Source organism: Achromobacter ruhlandii (assembly GCF_902859695.1).
In the GTDB taxonomy this organism is placed as follows: Bacteria; Pseudomonadota; Gammaproteobacteria; order Burkholderiales; family Burkholderiaceae_B; genus Achromobacter; species Achromobacter ruhlandii.
Genome location: NZ_CADIJL010000020.1, coordinates 13,042 through 30,538 on the forward strand (window position 1 = coordinate 13,042; position 17,497 = coordinate 30,538).

Genomic DNA, 17,497 nt, shown 5'->3' on the forward strand with positions numbered 1-17,497 from the left:
TCGCCATGATCCACACCATCCTCAAAATGGGCGATCCCCGGCTGCTGCGCGTCGCGCCGCCGGTCGAGCGCTTCGATACCCCCGAGCTGCACGCCCTGATCGAAGACATGTTCGAGACCATGGCGGCGGCGCAAGGGGTGGGCCTGGCCGCGCCGCAGATCGGCGTCGACCTGCAACTGGTCATCTTCGGCTTCGACCGCAACGAGCGCTATCCCGACGCGCCGGCGGTGCCGCAGACGATCCTGTGCAATCCGGTCATCACGCCGCTGTCCGACGACATGGAAGACGGCTGGGAGGGCTGCCTGTCGGTGCCGGGGCTGCGCGGCCTGGTGCCGCGCTACCGCCACATCCGCTACCAGGGCAAGGATCCCTACGGCCGCGACATCGACCGTGAGGCCGAGGGCTTCCATGCCCGCGTGGTGCAGCACGAGTGCGACCACCTGATCGGCCGGCTCTATCCTTCCCGGATCCAGGATTTCTCGAAGTTCGGCTTCACCGAAATCCTGTTCCCGGGCATGGACCCGAATCAGGACGACTGATCGTCCCGCGGCGCGGTGCGCGGATCCGCGCCCGCGTCCGGCTTCGGATCGGTCTCGCCGCGCGCCTCGGACACCGCCGCTGGACGCGGCGCCACGGCTGACGCGGATGCCATCCGCGTACCATGCCCAGCGGCCTCAGCCGCGCCCGCCTCACCCGGCGACAATTCTTCTGGCGCGAAATCATCCACCTGCAGCACCCGCGAGACGATCGCCTCGGCCGCTTCCAGCTGCGCCGCCTGCGTCGCCGTGATGGCGCCGTGCCGGTGCGCCTCGCGCCAATCGCGCACGCCAGACTGGCGCAGCCGGTCACGGATCGGTTGCACCGCGTCGACCAGGGCGAAGGCGCGGGTCAGCAGCGCCAGCGGATCCTCATCGCCCTGGGCGCCGCCCGCTGAACGTTGCAGGTCGGCCGCCAGCCGCGCATGGGTCGGCGACGGCTTGAGCAGCAGCTCCGCGCATTCGCGGCTGAGCGCGTCGTCCGGCCCCTTGGCCAGCCGCAACGGCAGGATGGCGGCGCGCAATGCCCAGGCCAACGGCCGGCCAGGCAGGTTCGACAGCACCTGGTCCATGCGTTTTTCGATCTCGGCATAGCCCTGCGCCATGCACCAGCGCACCAGCGGCAGGTCGTCGTGCTTGCGCCCCTCGTCTTCCCAGCGCTTGAGCACCGCCGACAACAGATAGAGTTCGGCCAGGATGTCGCCCAGCCGCGCCGAGATCATCTCGCGGCGCTTGAGGCCGCCGCCCAGGCGCGCCAGCGCGGCGTCGGCCAGCAGCGCGAAGCCGGCCGCATAGCGGCCCAGCCGACGGTAGTGGCCGGCGGTGGGGCCGGATACCGGCGACGGCGCCAGCAGGCCGCCGGTCCAGGCGCGGCCGATGGCGCGCAGCGTGTTCATGCCGGTATGGCGCAGGTGGCGCCAGAACACGTCGTGGAACACTTCCATGCCGCGTTCTTCGTCGGGATTGCCCAGCGCCAGGATCTCCGGCATCAGGTAGGGGTGGGCGCGGATCGCGCCCTGGCCGAAGATGATCAGGTTGCGCGTCAGGATGTTGGCGCCCTCGACCGTGATGGCGATGGGCACCGCCCGGTACAGCGCGCCCAGGTAGTTGCTGGGCCCGTCGATCACCGCGCGGCCGGCATGCACGTCCATGGCGTCGTTGACCGACACCCGCATGCGCTCGGTGGCGTGGTATTTCATGATGCCCGACACCACCGCCGGCTTCACGCCCTGGTTCAGCGCGGCGCAGGTCAGGCGCCGGGCCGCTTCCACCAGGTAGGCATTGCCCGCCAGGCTGGCCAGCTTTTCCTGCACGCCCTCGAACTTGCCAACGGGAATGCCGAACTGCTCGCGCACCCGGGCGTACATGCCGGTGGCGTGCGCGCTCATCACGCACGCCGCCGCCGACAGCGACGGCAAGGAAATGCCGCGCCCCGCCGCCAACGCGCTCATCAGCATCTGCCAGCCGTGGCCGGCGCGCTCGACGCCGCCGATCAGCGCGTCCAGCGGCACGAACACGTCGCGGCCGCGATTGGGTCCGTTCTGGAACACCTGCATTGCCGGTAGATGGCGGCGGCCGATCTCGACGCCGGGCGCGTCGGTCGGCACCAGCGCCACCGAAATGCCGATGTCGCGCGCGCCGCCCAGGATGCCGTCGGGGTCCGACATCTTGAACGCCAGCCCCAGCACCGTGGCCACCGGCCCCAGCGTGATGTAGCGCTTGTGCCAGTTCAGGCGCACGCCGATCAGCTCGCGACCGTCCACCACCTGGCGACAGACCACGCCGGTATCCACCATGGACGCGGCATCCGAGCCGGCCTCGGGGCTGGTGAGGCCGAAGCACGGCACCTCGCGGCCGTCGGCCAGGCGCGGCAGCCAGTAATCGCGCTGGGCCTGGGTGCCGAACTGCATCAGCAGCTCGCCCGGCCCCAGCGAATTGGGCACCATGACCGTGACGCCGGCGGTGATGGAATAGGCGGAAATGCGCCGCACCACCTCGGAGTGGGCGTAGGGCGAGAAGCCCAGGCCGCCGTGGCGCTTGGGGATGATCATGCCGAAGAAGCGCTGCGCCTTCAGGAAGGCCCAGACCTCGGGCGGCAGGTCGCGCCGATGCCAGGTGATGTCCCATTCGTCCAGCATGGCGCACAGCTGCGCCACCGGGCCGTCGATGAAGCGTTGCTCATCCGGCGTCAGGGCGGCGGCGGGCACGTCCAGCAGCTTGCGCCAGTCGGGATTGCCGGTGAACAGATCGGCTTCCCACCAGGTGTCGCCGGCCTCGATGGCCTCGCGTTCGGTGGCCGAGAGCGGCGGCATCGCGTTGCGGGCCCAACGGTATGCGGGTTCGGAGATGCGGCGCCGGCGCCAGGCGTTGAAATCCATGTGCTCTCTCTCGTTCGATGCCACGGGGCATATCAGGGCAAAGTACCAGAATTGGGCCATCGGGGACAAACCCCATGGGTCTGACTCTGCGACAATGGGCCTCCCCGCGCTGGTGCGCATTCCCTTCGCTATCCGGGCACACACCGCATGCTGAACAAACTCTGGCTGGGCTTCTTCCTGACTGCCACCGCGGCCGCGCTGTACCGCTGGCTGGCCATCGGCGATCCGGACGTGTTCCGCGCCATGGTCGCCAGCCTGTTCGACATGGCGCGGGTGTCGGTCGAGGTGATGGTGTTGCTGTTCGGCACGCTGACGCTGTGGCTGGGATTTCTGCGCATCGCCGAAAGCGCCGGGCTGGTGGAACGGCTGGCGCGGCTGCTGGGGCCGCTGTTCGCGCGCCTGATGCCCGAGGTGCCGCGCAACCACCCCGCGATCGGCTTGATCACGCTCAACTTCGCCGCCAACGGCTTGGGCCTGGACAATGCCGCCACGCCCATCGGCTTGCGCGCGATGCGCGAACTGCAAGCGCTCAATCCCAAGCCCGACACTGCCAGCAACGCCCAGATCCTGTTCCTGGTGCTCAACGCCTCGTCACTGACGCTGCTGCCGGTGACGCTGTTCATGTTCCGCGCGCAGCAGGGCGCGGCCGACCCGACCCTGGTGTTCCTGCCCATCCTGCTGGCCACCAGCGCCTCGACGCTGGCCGGCTTCCTGGCGGTGGCGGCGTGCCAGCGCCTGCGGCTGCTCGATCCGGTCGTGATGCTGTGGCTGGGCGGCGCGGCGCTGCTGCTGGGCGGCTTCATGGCGCTGCTGGCCAGCATGTCGGCCAGCGCCATCGCCGCGCTGTCGTCGCTGATGGGCAACCTGGCACTGTTCGGCATCCTGCTGGCCTTTCTCATCGTCGGCGCGTGCAAGAAGGTGCCGGTCTACGAGGCCTTCATCGAAGGCGCCAAGGAAGGCTTCGACATCGCCAAGAGCCTGCTGCCCTACCTGGTGGCGATGCTGTGCGCGGTCGGCGTGTTGCGGGCCTCGGGCGCGCTCGACTTCCTGCTCGACGGCATCCGCTGGCTGGCCGCCAATGCCGGCTGGGACACGCGCTTCGTCGACGCGCTGCCGACCGCGCTGGTCAAGCCGTTCTCGGGCAGCGCGGCGCGCGCCATGATGCTCGAAACCATGACGCACTTCGGCGTGGACAGCTTCCCCGCGCTGCTGGCGGCGGTGGTGCAAGGCAGCACCGAAACCACCTTCTACGTGCTGGCGGTGTATTTCGGCTCGGTCGGCATCCTGCGCGCGCGCCATGCGGTGGGTTGCGCGCTGGTCGCCGACCTGGCCGGCGTGCTGGCGGCCATCGGCGTGTGCTACTGGTTCTTCGGCTGAACGGCGCCGGCCGCCAGCCACGCTGCCTCGACGGCGCGCCAGGCCTGCCTACAGGCGCCGCGCGCCGCGAGACCGCTCTCAATCCACCAGCAGGATCTTCATGCCGTTGGTGCCGCCGCTGTCGCGGTAGAAGTCGCCCTTGGTCAGGATCACCCAGTCACCCGCTTTCACCAGGTTGCGCTTCTTCAGCTCGTCGATGGCGGCGTTGCTCAGATCCGCCGGCTCGTAGTCCGACGGCGCGAACGGGATGGTGTAGACGCCGCGGAACATGGTCACGCGGTTCTGCGTGATGCTGTGCGGGCTGTAGCAGTAGATCGGCACGCCCGAGCGGATGCGCGACATGATCAGCGGCGTGTGGCCGCTTTCGGTCAGCGCGATGATGGCCTTGACGCCCGGGAAATGGTTGGCCGCGTACATGGCCGCCAGCGCGATGGTTTCGTCGCAGCGCGTGAAGGTCTCGCCCAGGCGATGGTGCGACTGCGTGCTGGTGGGATGCTTTTCCGCGCCCAGGCAGACGCGCGCCATGGCCTGCACCGTCTCGACCGGATACGAACCCGAGGCGCTTTCGGCCGACAGCATCACCGCATCGGTGTAGTCCAGCACCGCGTTGGCCACGTCCGAGACTTCGGCGCGCGTGGGCATCGGGCTGGAGATCATCGACTCCATCATCTGGGTCGCGGTGATCACCACCTTGTTCAGGGTGCGGGCATGCTGGATGATGCGCTTCTGGATGCCGACCAGTTCGGCATCGCCCACTTCCACGCCCAGGTCGCCGCGCGCCACCATCACGCCGTCGCTGGCGCGGATCAGCGCGTCCAGCGCCTCGTCGTCGGCCACCGCTTCGGCGCGCTCGATCTTCGCGATGATCCAGGCTTCGCTGCCGGCGGCGCGCAGCAGTTCGCGCGCCTCGTCGATGTCGCTGCCATAGCGCGGGAACGACACCGCCACGTAGTCCAGCTGCATTTCGGCCGCCAGCTTGATATCGACACGGTCCTTGTCGGTCAGGCTCGGCGCCGACAGGCCGCCGCCGCGCCGGTTGATGCCCTTGTTGTTGGACAGCGGGCCGCCCACCGTGACGGTGGTGTGGACTTCGTCGCCCTCGACGCGGTCGACCACCAGCACCACGCGGCCGTCATCGAGCAGCAGCTCGTCGCCGACGCGGCAGTCCGTCACCAGCTCGGGATAGTCGATGCCGACGATGCTGGCCGTGCCGGCGTCCTTCGGATGCACCCGCGACAGCGTGAACGGCTGGCCCACCTGCAGCTGCACCAGCTTGTCGGTGAAGCGCGCGATGCGGATCTTGGGGCCCTGCAGGTCGCCCATGATGGCGACGAAGCGGCCCTGCCGCGCGGCGCTCTCGCGCACCAGGCGGGCGCGCTCGCGGTGGTCGTCGGCGCTGCCGTGCGAGAAGTTCAGCCGCGCCACATCCAGGCCGGCCTTGATCATGGCATCGATGCGTTCCGGCGTCGACGTCGAGGGGCCCAGGGTGGCGACAATTTTGGTGCGGCGCAATACAGGCATGGCGATCCACTCTCACATGAACAACGAAAGCGCTATGGTACGACGGCGGCGGACACGCGGGTATCATGATCGACATCCCGACCCTCAACGCACCGTGGCCGACCTCGTGAAAATCGTCATCGCACCCGACTCCTTCAAGGAAAGCGTCTCCGCCCCCGACGCGGCCGCGGCCATCGCGCGCGGCGTCAAGGCCGCCTGTCCCGGCGCGCAGACGGTCTGCATTCCGATGGCAGACGGCGGCGAGGGCACGGTCGAGGCGGTGCTGGCGGCGGCCGGCGGCCAGGCGCGCGAGCGCACGGTCAACGATGCGCTGGGTCACAAGGTCGACGCCGTATGGGGCCTGCTCGACGAAGGCACCGCCATCATCGAGATGGCCGCGGCCGCCGGCCTCGAACTGATCGCGCCGTCCAAGCGCGATCCGATGCGCGCCAGCAGCCACGGCGTGGGCGAATTGATCCTGGCAGCGCTGGATGCCGGCGCCGAACGCATCATCCTGGGCCTGGGCGGCTCCGCCACCAACGACGGCGGCGCCGGCATGCTGACCGCGCTGGGCCTGCGCCTGCTCGACCGGGACGGCCGCAGCCTGCCGCCGGGCGGCGGCGCATTGGGCCAACTGGCCAGCATCGACATGCGCGGCCTCGATCCGCGGCTGGCGAAGACAAGCATCGTCATCGCCTCCGACGTCGACAATCCCTTGTGCGGCCCACAGGGCGCCTCGCACGTCTTCGGTCCGCAGAAAGGCGCCACGCCCGAACAGGTGCAGACGCTGGACGCCATGCTCGGCCACTTCGCCGACATCTGCGCGCGCCAGTTGGGCAGCGACCGCCGCCACGATGCCGGCGCGGGCGCCGCGGGCGGCCTTGGCTTCGCCGCCAAGACGTTCCTGAACGCCGACTTCCGTCCCGGCGTCGAGATCGTTGCCGAACTCGGCGGCCTGGCGCAGGCCATGGAAGGCGCCACGCTCGCCTTCACCGGCGAAGGCCGCATGGACGCGCAGACCCTGCGCGGCAAGACGCCGGCGGGCGTGGCCCGCATTGCACACCAGGCTGGCGTGCCGGTGGTGGCGCTGGCCGGCTCGCTTGGTGAAGGCTACGAAGCGCTGCACGCCGGCGGCATCAGCGCCGCCTTCAGCCTGGCGCCCGGCCCCATCACGCTGCAGCAGGCGCTGGCCGACGCCGAACGCCTGCTGCATGACCGCGCCCGGGACGTCATGCAATTGTGGATGGCGGCGCAGAAGCGCATGCTGTAGCCGCGCGCCCGGCTTGCTGCCTTCTCAAGGGAGCGCTTTCATCCTGAGGCGGCTCAAGACAAAAAAAGCCCGCTCGACGCGGGCTTTTGCTTGCATGGCAAGGGCGCAATCAACCGCCCTGCAGCACGCCGGCCTCGACCAGCGCATCCGACAGGCGGATGTAGCGATCCACCGAGATATCCTCGGCGCGCGCGGTGGGCGCGATGTCCAGCGCCTCCCAAGGCACCTGCGGGGCCCAGTCGGCCAGCACCCGGCGCAGCATCTTGCGGCGCTGCGAGAAGGCGCGTGCCACCACGGTCTCGAAGGCGCGCTCGCTGACCGGGCGCAGGCGCTCGGCCGGCAACGGCACCATGCGCACGATGGCCGACACCACCTTGGGCGGCGGATCGAACGCCTCGGGCGGCACGTCGAACAGCTTGTGCATGCGATAGCGCGATTGCAGCATCACCGACAGGCGGCTGAAATCGCCGCTGCCAGGTTGCGCGACCATGCGGTCGATCACTTCACGCTGCAGCATGAAATGCTGGTCGCGGACGTGGTCGGCCCAGGTCATCAGATGGAACAGCAGCGGGCTGGAGATGTTGTACGGCAGGTTGCCGACCACCCGCAGCCCCGCGCCGAACTGCGAGAAATCCACCGTCAGCGCATCGGCCTCGACCACGGTCAGGCGGTCCGCGTCGAACTGCTTGCGCAGCCGCGCCGCCAGGTCGCGGTCGATCTCGACCGCGGTCAGGTGATCGAGCCGCTCGAGCAGCGGCCGCGTCAGCGCCGACAGACCCGGACCGATCTCGACCACGGTGTCGGTGCGAGCGGGACTGACCGCGCGCACGATCGACTCGACCACGCTCTCGTCGGTCAGGAAGTTCTGGCCAAAGCGCTTGCGCGCCTGGTGTTGAGACATGAAAAACCCGGGCTGCGATCAGCGGTTGTTCTGGTTGATACGGTCCTGCTTTTCCAGCCGGTTGTCGATGTACGCCTGGGCGCGCAACTGATCCAGCCAATCTTCGAAAGCGGGTTGGGCACGGCGCTCGAACAGCGTCTGGCGGGCGCGCATGCGGGCCAGGTCGTCGGTGGCGTCATGCTGGCGGCGCTCTTCGACCTGGATCAGGTGCCAGCCGAACGGCGTCTGGATGGGCTGGCTGATCTCGCCGGGCTTGAGCGCGTTCATCGCGGCCTCGAAAGGCGGCACGGTTTCGCCCGGGTTGAGCCACCCCAGGTCGCCGCCTTGCGGCGCGGTCGCGTCCTGCGAATACTGGCGCGCCATGTCGTCGAACTTGGCATCGCCGGCCACCAGGCGCTGGCGCACCTGCTCCAGGCGCTGGCGGGCCTGCTCGTCGCTCATGACGGTCGAGGTCTTGATCAGGATGTGGCGCGCATGCGTCTGCATCACTTCCACGGGGCCCTGCGGCGCCTGCGCCTGCGGTTGCGGCCGCGGTTGCGGCGCCTGCGTCGGCGCCGGGGCGCGCGCGGTGCGGCTGGGCGGCGGCGCGGCGGTGCCGCGGTCCATCACCTTGAGGATGTGGAAACCATTGCCGCTTTGCAGCAGGCCGCTGACCTGGCCTTTCTGCAGATTGGCGATGGCCTTGGCGAACAGGTCGGGCCAGCCGTCCAGCGGACGCACGCCCATGACGCCGCCCTGCAGGGCTTCGGGACCATCCGAATTGGCGGCGGCCAGGCTGGCGAAGTCATCACCACGCTTGACGCGCGCCAGCAGGTCCTCGGCCTTCTTGCGCAGCGCGGCCAATTGCTCCGAAGACGAACCTTCCGGCACGCGCACCAGGATCTGGGCCACGGCATAGAGCATCGGGCCGGCGGGCGCGGCGGCCTGCTCGGGCGCGGCTTCCGGCTGCGGCTGCGGCTGCGGCTGGGCCTGGGGCTGGGTCGCGGCGGCGAATGCCGGGTTGCGGCGCTGGTCCTTGAGGAACGCGTCGACCTCGGCATCGGAAATGACGATGTTGGAGTCCACCGCGCGCTGGCGCAGGCGGTCCGAGCGGATCTCGTCCTTCAGCGACTTGCGGTAGCTATCCCAGCTGACGCCGGACTTTTCGATCTCCTGGCGCAGCTGCGCCACGCTGATCTTGTTGCGTCCGGCAATGGTGGTGATGGCCTGGTCGACCTGGGCGTCGTCGACGCGGATGCCGAGGCGGTCGGCCTCGTGGCGCTGCACGCGCTCCATGATCAGGCGTTGCAGCACCTGGTGCTGCAAGGTCTTGTCATCGGGTACCTGGATGCCGCGCGACTTCAGTTCGCCGGCGATGCGCAGCGAGGCGTCGCGCAGTTCGCGCAAGGTGATCACGTCTTTGTCGACCACGGCCGCGATGCCGTCGACGAACTGCTCTCCGGCGGGCGCCGGCGCGCTTTTCTGCGCGGCGGGCGCATTCTTGGCGCCCTTGCCATTCGGCTCCGCCGCGTGCGCGGCGGAGAACGCGGCGCAAACCGCCAGCAACAGCGCGTTGCCGGTGTAGCGGCGCAAGGAGTGCAACCTACGCATCATTCATACCTTTCAAATGTGGTCCCGGTGGGCGCGGGCGGAGTAATGCGCGAGTAACCGGGGATACTTCTGTTCAGCAGGTTCATCGGATCGGTTCCCAGGGAACCCAGTCCGGTCAACTCCAGCTGGAAGAACAAGGCCGTGTTGGCGTCGGTGGCGGACACGGCGTAGCGCTGGAACACCATCCGGCCGACCCAGCAGCAATCGCCCTTGTATTCGAGGCCGGCGATGGCCTGGGTGATACGCGGCGAATCATTGGTGCCGCTGACCGTGCTCGACGGACCATTGCGCAGCGAGTAGTCGACGCGGCCCACGCCGTACCACCGCTTGGTGAATGGCCATTGCACGGCCAGACTGATCTGGTTCTGCCCTTGCGGCTGATAGGCCACACCGGTCTGCGGATCACGCTGGTAGCGATAGGCCAGGGCCACCGTCGTCAAGCGCTGTGGCGACCAGCGGCCGCTGAGCAGCGCGCGCGACCAGCGGTTGTCATAGGGATTGTATTGCGCCGCCACGTCGGTCGAGAACGTGTCGGTCAGCGCGGCGCTGGCGCCCACCAGGAAGTCGGAGCGCACATTCTCGCGCGGCGTCTCGCCGGGCAGCGTCACTTGCTGGTCGGCAAAATACAGACGCTGCGCCACGGCCAGCGACGCGCGTTCGAAACCGGTGGAAGCATCGAGCCAGCGCGTGGTCAGCGCGGCGGTCAACTGATTGGCGTTGGAAATGCGATCCCAGCCACCGGTGTAGATATTCTCCTCAAAGGCCTGCGAGAAGCTGAAGTCGGACAGCGACGTGTCATAGACCGGGATCTTGGATTGGTCACGATACGGCACCCGCAGGTAATACAACCGAGGCTCCAGCGTCTGCGTCGACGCCTTGCCGAACAACGTAGTGTCCCGTTCGAAGATCAGCCCCGTATCGAGCGACATGATCGGCACCGTACGCGACTGCGAACGTGGGTAGCCAAAATCCGTGCCGGCGTTAGCCGTGCCCGAGTTCAGGTTGAGCCAGTCGCGGCTGTACCAGTTGGTTTGGTACTGCGTGTAGTTCACGCCGACCTTGGGCACCACGAACCAACCGGGGCGAACGATCGGATAGGACACGGTGGGATAGGTCTGCAGACGATCACCGGTAGGGCCCGTGCGGTTGCCCAGCAGCAAAGGCTGCTTGAAGCGTACCGCCGTCGACGTCCAGTCCACGTCGAAACCACCCCAGTCGTAGCGGGCGCCGCGCAGATAGAATTCCGGCTCTTTGTCATAGGGAGGTGTCAGCAGTGCATTCGGGTCCTGCAGCGTCTGATACTTATAGACTTGAGCGTAGGCACTCCAGTAAGTCGACCCCCAGCCTACGCGCGCGCGCTGGGGCAGATAGGTTGTCGACGCCTGGTTTAGGCCTAACTGGGAAATATCGCGGAAGTAGTCGTTGTCTGACACCTTAGCCACATCCCAGTCGGCATAGAAGCCGTTGCCGAACAGCTGCTGGTGGCGCCACCAGTACATCCAACGGTCATCGCCGCTGACGTGGTCGTTAGGCAGATAGGCACCATAGATGCTGCCGCCGTAGCTCTTGCCCAGATAACGGAATTCCCCGCCCAACTGCATCCCGCGCTTCGAGAAGTAGCGCGGCTGGATCGTCGCGTCGTAGTTCGGCGCCAGATTCAGGTAGTACGGCAGCGAGAAATCGAAACCGCCCTTGCTGGTGGTGCCGTAGGTCGGGACCAGGAAACCCGACTTGCGCTCTTTCTTGACCGGAAAGGTCATGTAGGGCGAAGCCAGGATCGGCACGTCCTTGAAATACAGCACGCCGTTGCGGGCCACGCCTTCGTTTTCGTCGAAGTCGATATCGACCGTGTTGGCCTTGATGTACCAGGACGGCGTCTCACATGGGCAGCCGCTGTAGGTGACCGTGTGCAGCCGCATCTGCGACTTGCTGAAGATGTCGGCCTTGTCGGCCACGGCAAAACCGCCGGTGGCGCCCAGCCAGAAGCTCGGCTGCTCGACTTCGCCGGAATACTTGTCGACGTTGAACTTGGCGTTGGGACCGGTGACCAGCGTGCCGTCGCGCATCATGCGGGCGTTGCCCTGCACGTCGACTTCGCCGGTGTCCTTGCGGTAGTTGATCCGGTCGCCCTTGATCACGCCGTCGATGCGGCGCACCTGGGCCGCGCCGGTCAGGGTCAGGTCGGAATCCGGATCACCCTCGATGGTGTCCGCTTCCATATAGGCGGGGATGTTGCCGTCCGGCAGGCGGTGCATCCGCAGGCCGGGAGACGTGCGCAGCTCGGGGGCCGCGGTGATCGACGTCGATGAGGGAGCCGAACCCTGGCTGCCCTGGGCCTGAACGGCCCCGGCGACGCTGATAGCAGATAGGATCAACCACCGAACCTTGCGCACGAGTGAAAACAGCCCTTTTTGACGATGGGGGAACCAGGCAGAGGCGCCCGCGAAGGGCCAATGCTAACGGAAACGAGCCGGTATTATAGAGAAGCCGCGCCAGACGCCCAGCCTTATGTGCGCGCCACCCATTTTTCCGCAATGTTGCCCTTCTGACACGGATCTTCCTTGAAAAACGATCATGACCCCCGCCTGGAGCAGATCCGCGCCTGGCTGCAAGGCCTGCCCGCCGCCCTGGGCCTGGCGGTGGACACCCTGCGCCCCGCGTCCGCGGACGCCAGTTTCCGCCGTTATTTCCGCCTGGACGCGGCAGGCCGTACCCTGATTGTGATGGACGCCCCGCCCCGGCACGAAGATTGCCGCCCCTTCCTGCACGTGGGCCAGCTGCTGCGCGACGCCGGCCTGAACGTGCCCGCCGTCATCGAGCAGGACCTCGGCCAGGGCCTGCTGCTGCTCTCGGACCTGGGCGAACAGACCTATTACCAGCGCATCCAGGACGGCGTGGACGACGCCCGCCTGCAATCGATGTACCGCGACGCGCTGGCGGCGCTGGTGCGCCTGCAACAGGCCAGGACCACCGGCCTGGCCGCCTACGACAGCGCGCGGCTGGCCGACGAACTGACGCTGTTCCCCGAGTGGTACGTGCGCAAACACCATGGCGCCACGCTCGATGACAAGACCACGCAGGCCCTGGACAAGATCTTCGCCCTGCTCTCGGCCAGCAACGGCAACCAGCCCACCGTGCTGGTGCACCGCGACTACCACTCGCCCAACCTGATGCTCTGCGACCAGCCGCAATACGGCCCCAATCCGGGAGTCATCGACTTCCAGGACGCCCTGGCCGGCCCCATCACCTACGACCTGGCGTCGCTGGTGACGGATGCCCGCACCACCTGGGAAGAACCGCAGCAGCTGGACTGGGCCATCCGCTACTGGGAAATGGCGCGCGCGGCCGGCCTGCCGGTCGATGCCGACTTCGCCGAATTCCACCGCGCCTACGAATGGATGGGCCTGCAGCGCAATCTGCGGATCCTGGGGGTGTTCGCGCGCCTGAACCACCGCGACGGCAAGGCCCACTACCTGGCCCACATGCCGCGCGTGAACGCCTATGTGCGCCAGGTGGCGCAGCGCTACGGCGTCTTCACGCCCCTGCTGCGCCTGCTGGACAAGCTCGACGACCGCCAGGTCAGCGTCGGATACACCTTCTGATGCGCGCCATGATCCTTGCCGCGGGCCGCGGCGAACGCATGCGCCCGCTGACCGACCGGCTGCCCAAGCCCCTGCTGCCGGTCGGCGGCAAGCCGCTGATCGCCTGGCATCTCGAACGGCTGGCCGCGGCCGGCTTCCACGAAGTGGTCATCAACCATGCCTGGCTCGGGCACGAGATCGAACGCGCGCTGGGCGACGGCGCGGCCTTCGGCCTGCGGATCCGGTACTCCCCCGAGGACACCGCCCTGGAAACCGCCGGCGGCATCGCCCAGGCGCTGCCGCTGCTGGGACCCGATCCGTTCCTGGTGATCAACGGCGACATCTGGTGCGACTGGCATCCGGCGGCCGCCCCCGCGCTGGCGGCCGCCCTGCCGGCGGGCGGCGCCTGGCTGCTGCTGGTCGACAATCCGCCGCAGCATCCGGCCGGCGATTTCGTCCTGGGCCGCGACGGCCGCGTCGCCGATGAAGGCGAACCCCGTTTGACCTTCTCCGGCATCGGCGTCTACCATCCCATGCTGTTCGCGGACGTGGCGCGCGGCAGCGCCGCGCGGCTGGCGCCGTTGTTGCGGCAGGCCATGGCGCGGGATCGGGTCCGCGGCGCGCGCCACAGCGGCCGCTGGATCGATGTCGGCACCCCGCAACGGCTGGCCGACCTCGACGCCGAGCTGGGTTCAGGCCGGGCCTGAAGCCCGCCCGATACCCACATATTTCACAATATCAAGGTGCGCAACCAGGCTTGTCCGCGCGCCCATCGCACCCGCTTAAGCGGGTATTCTCTGACGCTTTGGCCAGTGCGCGCGGCGCGCGGCCAGGCAACACACAGGACGTTTTCTAGGAATGGGGATGTTTGGAAGATCGCAACGGGCCGTATTCAAGCCCTCCGTATACCAACCGGGCCAACGCACGCGCCGCATGCCGCGCTGGCTCGTCCTGCTGCTGGTGGGCATTGCCCTGGGCGCGGGCGGCGTGCTCTTCCTGCAGACCAATTACGGCCCGCAACGCCTGACCGTCGAGCAATCCGAACAACTGCACAGTGAACTGAGCGCCTCCAAGCTGGAAAACCAGCGCCTGCAAAGCCAGCTCGAAGAGGCCACGCAGCAGCGCGACGCCAACAAGTCCGGCCATGAAAAACTCACCGCCGATCTGGCCGAAGCCCGCGCCAAGCTGGAAACCCAGAACAAGGAACTGGTGCTGTTCCAGGACGCCATGCCGCCCGATCCCCGCGGCGGCAACCTGGGCATCCGCTCGGCCACCTTCAAGCGCCAGCCCGGCCTGCTCGACTATCAGGTGCTGGTAATGCGCGAAGAGCGCACCGGCGCGCCGTTCAAGGGCACCCTGACCTTCTCGATCGACGGCAGCTACCCCAATGGCCGCGCCGCCACCGTCACGCCGGAAGGCCCGGCCCTGAACGTCGATCGCTACGACTACGCGCTGGGCCAGCTCAAGCTGCCCGACGGCTTCACCCCCAAGGTCGTGGTGCTGCGCGTCATGGACGGCAACCAGAAACAGCAGGCCATGCGCATCTACTACGTGCGCAACTGAACCCGGCCTCGCCCCAGGACCCGCCCCACAGGCGGGTTTTTTTTCGTGCGCGCGAGTTGGTTGCGCCCACAACCAACTGCGCGATATAGTTGCGCCAACAACTATATCGGAGACACCATGACACTGCCTTCCCGCGTGCCCGTCCTGATCGTCGGCGGCGGTCCGGTCGGGCTGACCCTGGCCGCGCTGCTGGCGCACTACGGCATCGCCTCGCTCACGCTGGAGGCCGACGACGGCTACTGCAGCGGCAGCCGCGCCATCTGCATCTCGCGCCGTTCGCAGGAAATCCTGGGCTGGGCCGGCGCCGACGCCGCCCTCACCGCCACCGGCCTGCCCTGGACCGGCGGCCGCAGCTACTACCGCGACCGCGAAGTGCTGCACTTCGAAATGCCGCACGACCCGACCCAGCGCTTCGCGCCGATGGTCAACATCCAGCAGTACTTCGTCGAGGAATTCGCCCACCAGGCCATGCTGCGCCAGCCCGACCACGCGACACTGCAATGGTCCGCCCGCGCCGTCGCGGTGCGGCCGGGACCCGACGGCGTCGACGTCGAGGCCGAGATCGGCGGCCGGCGCCACAGCGTGCGGGCCGACTGGGTGGTGGCCTGCGACGGCGGCCGCAGCAGCGTGCGCGAGGCGCTGGGCCTGAAGCTGGAAGGCATGCAATACGAAGGCCGCTATGTCATCGTCGACATTGAGCAGGCCTCCAGCCGCCCGGTCGAGCGGCTGGCCTGGTTCGACCCGCCCTCCAATCCCGGCTCCACCCTGCTGATGCATCGCCAGCCCGGCAACGTCTGGCGGGTCGACTACCAGATCCGCGACGACGAGGACGCGGCCGAGGCGGTCAAGCCCGAGAACGTGCTGCCGCGCGTCCAGAGCCACCTGGACATGATCGGCGAGACCGCGCCCTGGAAGCCGCTGTGGATCTCGCTCTACAACGCCAAATGCCTGACGCTGGAGCGCTACCGCCACGGCCGGGTGCTGTTCGCCGGCGACGCCGCCCACCTGGTGCCGATCTTCGGCGTGCGCGGCCTGAATTCCGGGCTGGACGACGCCGGCAACCTGGCCTGGAAACTGGCCTGGGTACTGCGTGGCCACGCCTCCGACCGCCTGCTCGACAGCTACAGCGACGAACGCGTCCACGCCACCCGCCAGAACCTGGCCTACGGCGCCAAGAGCACCGAATTCATGGCGCCGCCGGACTTTGGTTTCCGCCTGATGCGCGAAGCGGCCTTGCGGCTGGCGCTGACGGACGAGCGGGTGCGGCCACTGATCAACCCGCGCCAATCGGCGCCCATCGCCTACGACGGCTCGCCCCTGAACCTGGCCGATGGCGCCGCGCCGCAAACCGCCGCCGCCGCGCCCGGCCAGCCGGCGCCCGACCTGTTGCTGGCCGACGCCGAGGGGGCGCCACGCTATCTCAGCAGCTGCTTCGGCAGCGGCTTCGTGCTGCTGGCCTGCGCGCCCGACGCCACCGCCGAGGGGCGCCTGCAGGCGCTCGCCGCCGCCACCCGCGCGATGCCCGATCCGCTGCGGGTATTGCCCGTCGGCGGACCGGCGGCGCGCGCCTGGCGCGACCCGCATGGCCACCTGCGCGACCGCTACGGCGCGCAACCCGGCACGGTGTACCTGCTACGACCCGACGGCTACGTGCTCGGCCGCTGGGATGCTTGCGACGACAACACCCTGCGCGCCGCCCTGGCGCCCTACTACCCGATGATCCCCGCCACCCCGCAGGAGCCGCGCGCATGAACCACGACGAACTGGATCAGGTCTATACCTCGATGGCGCAGGCGCTGACACGCGTGGGACCGGCGCGGGCGCCGCAGTTCCTGTCGATCCTCGGCCTGGCCGCGCTGGCGCGCCTGCCGGACGCATCCGCCGCCACCGCCCTGCTGGCGCAGGCCGAAGCGGCCTGCGCCGACCCTGTGGCACACTATCCCGCCCCCACCGCCGACCGCCCGACGTGACCTCGCCCGCCCTCGAACGATTCCTGACGTACCGCCTGCACGCGATCAACAAGATCACCGACCGGGACACGAATCGCGCCTACCTGGAAGACTGCGGCATCCCGCTGGGCGAGGCGCGCTGCCTGGCCGCCATCGGCCGCTATGCGCCGCTGTCGGTCAACGACCTGGCGCGCGCCGCCAATTTGAACAAGGGCCAGGCCAGCCGCTCGGCGCAGGCGCTGGTCGAACGCGGATTGATCGAGAAGAAAGACTCGGCCGCCGACGGCCGTGGCGTCGTGCTGTCGCCGACCGCCGCCGGCCAGGCGCAATACCGGCGCATCATCGATCTGATCGTGCGGCGCAACCAGGAGATCTTCGGCTGCCTGAGCGCCGACGAACAACGCCTGCTCGGCGACATGCTCGACCGATTGCTCGCGCACCAGCGCAATCATCCCGGCGCATCGGAAGACTGACGTGCCATGTCCGGCCCGCTCTGCCGGGACGCTAGCCCGCCGCCTTCGGCGCCGTCGCGCCCAGTTGCGCGGCCACCTCGTCCATGAACTGCGCCATGCGCACATCCAGCTCGGTCACGCCGCCGGCATCGTGCGTGGTCAGCATCACGTCGACCCGGTTGTAGACATTGGTCCATTCCGGGTGATGGTTCAGCTTTTCGGCGAACATCGCCACCCGCGCCATGAAGCCGAATGCGGCATTGAAATTGGGAAAGCGAAAGCGCTTCTCGATGGCGTCGCGCATCGCGACGGCCTGCCAGCCGGACAGGGCCGCGACCGCGGTGTCGGTGCCGATACGCGCGGGGGGAAACATGCTCATGGCGAACTCCAGGATGGGCCG

15 protein-coding genes are annotated in these 17,497 nt (G+C 68.4%); 9 read left to right on the top strand and 6 right to left on the bottom strand.

The genetic code is table 11. The annotated features are described in order from the left end of the window. Nucleotides 1–5 precede the first annotated feature (5 nt). Complete coding sequence (def, locus tag HV742_RS21280) at nt 6–539, top strand: peptide deformylase (protein WP_049071488.1); 534 nt, start codon at nt 6–8, stop codon at nt 537–539. Here the strand turns inward: def and HV742_RS21285 are convergent. After that, the gene (locus HV742_RS21285) at nt 527–2,914 is read right to left on the bottom strand and encodes an acyl-CoA dehydrogenase (protein ID WP_254601207.1); all 2,388 of its coding nucleotides are present in this window, start codon (nt 2,912–2,914) and stop codon (nt 527–529) included. The genes def and HV742_RS21285 overlap by 13 nt on opposite strands. A gap of 147 nt (nt 2,915–3,061) precedes the next feature. Between HV742_RS21285 and HV742_RS21290 the strand changes: the two genes are divergently transcribed. Beyond that, nucleotides 3,062–4,291 carry a nucleoside recognition domain-containing protein gene (locus HV742_RS21290; protein WP_175146299.1) on the top strand — a complete coding sequence of 410 codons (1,230 nt, stop codon included), beginning with the start codon at nt 3,062–3,064 and terminating at the stop codon, nt 4,289–4,291. A gap of 78 nt (nt 4,292–4,369) precedes the next feature. Here HV742_RS21290 and pyk read toward each other — a convergent pair whose 3' ends face one another. Next, complete coding sequence (gene pyk / locus HV742_RS21295) at nt 4,370–5,812, bottom strand: pyruvate kinase (RefSeq protein WP_049071484.1); 1,443 nt, start codon at nt 5,810–5,812, stop codon at nt 4,370–4,372. A gap of 106 nt (nt 5,813–5,918) precedes the next feature. Between pyk and HV742_RS21300 the strand changes: the two genes are divergently transcribed. Then, the gene (locus HV742_RS21300) at nt 5,919–7,061 is read left to right on the top strand and encodes a glycerate kinase (protein WP_175146300.1); all 1,143 of its coding nucleotides are present in this window, start codon (nt 5,919–5,921) and stop codon (nt 7,059–7,061) included. A 109-nt stretch (nt 7,062–7,170) separates the two neighbouring features. Here the strand turns inward: HV742_RS21300 and rsmA are convergent, their stop codons facing one another. From rsmA to HV742_RS21315, 3 genes are read right to left on the bottom strand one after another with little or no spacing between them, the layout of a single operon-like run. Beyond that, complete coding sequence (gene rsmA / locus HV742_RS21305) at nt 7,171–7,962, bottom strand: 16S rRNA (adenine(1518)-N(6)/adenine(1519)-N(6))-dimethyltransferase RsmA (protein ID WP_049071482.1); 792 nt, start codon at nt 7,960–7,962, stop codon at nt 7,171–7,173. Nucleotides 7,963–7,980: 18 nt separating this feature from the next. Continuing rightward, nucleotides 7,981–9,555: a peptidylprolyl isomerase gene (locus HV742_RS21310; protein WP_175146301.1), complete on the bottom strand. Its 1,575-nt coding sequence runs from the start codon at nt 9,553–9,555 to the stop codon at nt 7,981–7,983. Beyond that, the gene (locus HV742_RS21315; protein WP_100509436.1) at nt 9,552–11,945 is read right to left on the bottom strand and encodes an LPS-assembly protein LptD; all 2,394 of its coding nucleotides are present in this window, start codon (nt 11,943–11,945) and stop codon (nt 9,552–9,554) included. Before HV742_RS21315 ends, HV742_RS21310 begins: the two co-directional genes overlap by 4 nt. 168 nt (nt 11,946–12,113) lie before the next feature. On the opposite strand from HV742_RS21315, the gene HV742_RS21320 reads away from it, so the two are divergent. The 6 genes from HV742_RS21320 (at nt 12,114) to HV742_RS21345 (ending at nt 17,118) form a co-directional block, all read left to right on the top strand. Further along, nucleotides 12,114–13,154, top strand: a complete 1,041-nt coding sequence (locus HV742_RS21320) for an aminoglycoside phosphotransferase family protein (RefSeq protein ID WP_059269348.1) — start codon at nt 12,114–12,116, stop codon at nt 13,152–13,154. Further along, complete coding sequence (murU, locus tag HV742_RS21325) at nt 13,154–13,840, top strand: N-acetylmuramate alpha-1-phosphate uridylyltransferase MurU (protein WP_059269347.1); 687 nt, start codon at nt 13,154–13,156, stop codon at nt 13,838–13,840. Before HV742_RS21320 ends, murU begins: the two co-directional genes overlap by 1 nt. A 157-nt stretch (nt 13,841–13,997) precedes the next feature. Beyond that, nucleotides 13,998–14,696 carry a DUF6776 family protein gene (locus HV742_RS21330; protein WP_049071473.1) on the top strand — a complete coding sequence of 233 codons (699 nt, stop codon included), beginning with the start codon at nt 13,998–14,000 and terminating at the stop codon, nt 14,694–14,696. A 117-nt stretch (nt 14,697–14,813) separates the two neighbouring features. After that, nucleotides 14,814–16,448: an FAD-dependent monooxygenase gene (locus HV742_RS21335; RefSeq protein ID WP_175146302.1), complete on the top strand. Its 1,635-nt coding sequence runs from the start codon at nt 14,814–14,816 to the stop codon at nt 16,446–16,448. Continuing rightward, nucleotides 16,445–16,666: a hypothetical protein gene (locus HV742_RS21340; protein ID WP_175146303.1), complete on the top strand. Its 222-nt coding sequence runs from the start codon at nt 16,445–16,447 to the stop codon at nt 16,664–16,666. The genes HV742_RS21335 and HV742_RS21340 overlap by 4 nt, the downstream gene beginning before the upstream one ends. Beyond that, entirely contained in the window at nt 16,663–17,118 is a 456-nt protein-coding gene (locus HV742_RS21345) for a MarR family winged helix-turn-helix transcriptional regulator (RefSeq protein WP_175146304.1), read from the top strand. The genes HV742_RS21340 and HV742_RS21345 overlap by 4 nt, the downstream gene beginning before the upstream one ends. A gap of 31 nt (nt 17,119–17,149) precedes the next feature. On the opposite strand, the gene HV742_RS21350 is transcribed toward HV742_RS21345, so the two are convergent. Then, nucleotides 17,150–17,476, bottom strand: a complete 327-nt coding sequence (locus HV742_RS21350; RefSeq protein WP_049071467.1) for a 4a-hydroxytetrahydrobiopterin dehydratase — start codon at nt 17,474–17,476, stop codon at nt 17,150–17,152. Nucleotides 17,477–17,497: the final 21 nt, after the last annotated feature.

Excerpts from the sequence above, each read along its gene's own strand:
- rsmA (WP_049071482.1), bottom strand. The coding sequence starts at position 7,962 with ATGTCTCAACACCAGGCGCGCAAGCGCTTTGGCCAGAACTTCCTGACC.
- HV742_RS21340 (WP_175146303.1), top strand. The coding sequence starts at position 16,445 with ATGAACCACGACGAACTGGATCAGGTCTATACCTCGATGGCGCAGGCG.
- murU (WP_059269347.1), top strand. The coding sequence starts at position 13,154 with ATGCGCGCCATGATCCTTGCCGCGGGCCGCGGCGAACGCATGCGCCCG.
- HV742_RS21350 (WP_049071467.1), bottom strand. The coding sequence starts at position 17,476 with ATGAGCATGTTTCCCCCCGCGCGTATCGGCACCGACACCGCGGTCGCG.
- HV742_RS21290 (WP_175146299.1), top strand. The coding sequence starts at position 3,062 with ATGCTGAACAAACTCTGGCTGGGCTTCTTCCTGACTGCCACCGCGGCC.
- HV742_RS21335 (WP_175146302.1), top strand. The coding sequence starts at position 14,814 with ATGACACTGCCTTCCCGCGTGCCCGTCCTGATCGTCGGCGGCGGTCCG.
- HV742_RS21330 (WP_049071473.1), top strand. The coding sequence starts at position 13,998 with ATGTTTGGAAGATCGCAACGGGCCGTATTCAAGCCCTCCGTATACCAA.
- HV742_RS21285 (WP_254601207.1), bottom strand. The coding sequence starts at position 2,914 with ATGGATTTCAACGCCTGGCGCCGGCGCCGCATCTCCGAACCCGCATAC.
- def (WP_049071488.1), top strand. The coding sequence starts at position 6 with ATGATCCACACCATCCTCAAAATGGGCGATCCCCGGCTGCTGCGCGTC.
- pyk (WP_049071484.1), bottom strand. The coding sequence starts at position 5,812 with ATGCCTGTATTGCGCCGCACCAAAATTGTCGCCACCCTGGGCCCCTCG.
- HV742_RS21310 (WP_175146301.1), bottom strand. The coding sequence starts at position 9,555 with ATGATGCGTAGGTTGCACTCCTTGCGCCGCTACACCGGCAACGCGCTG.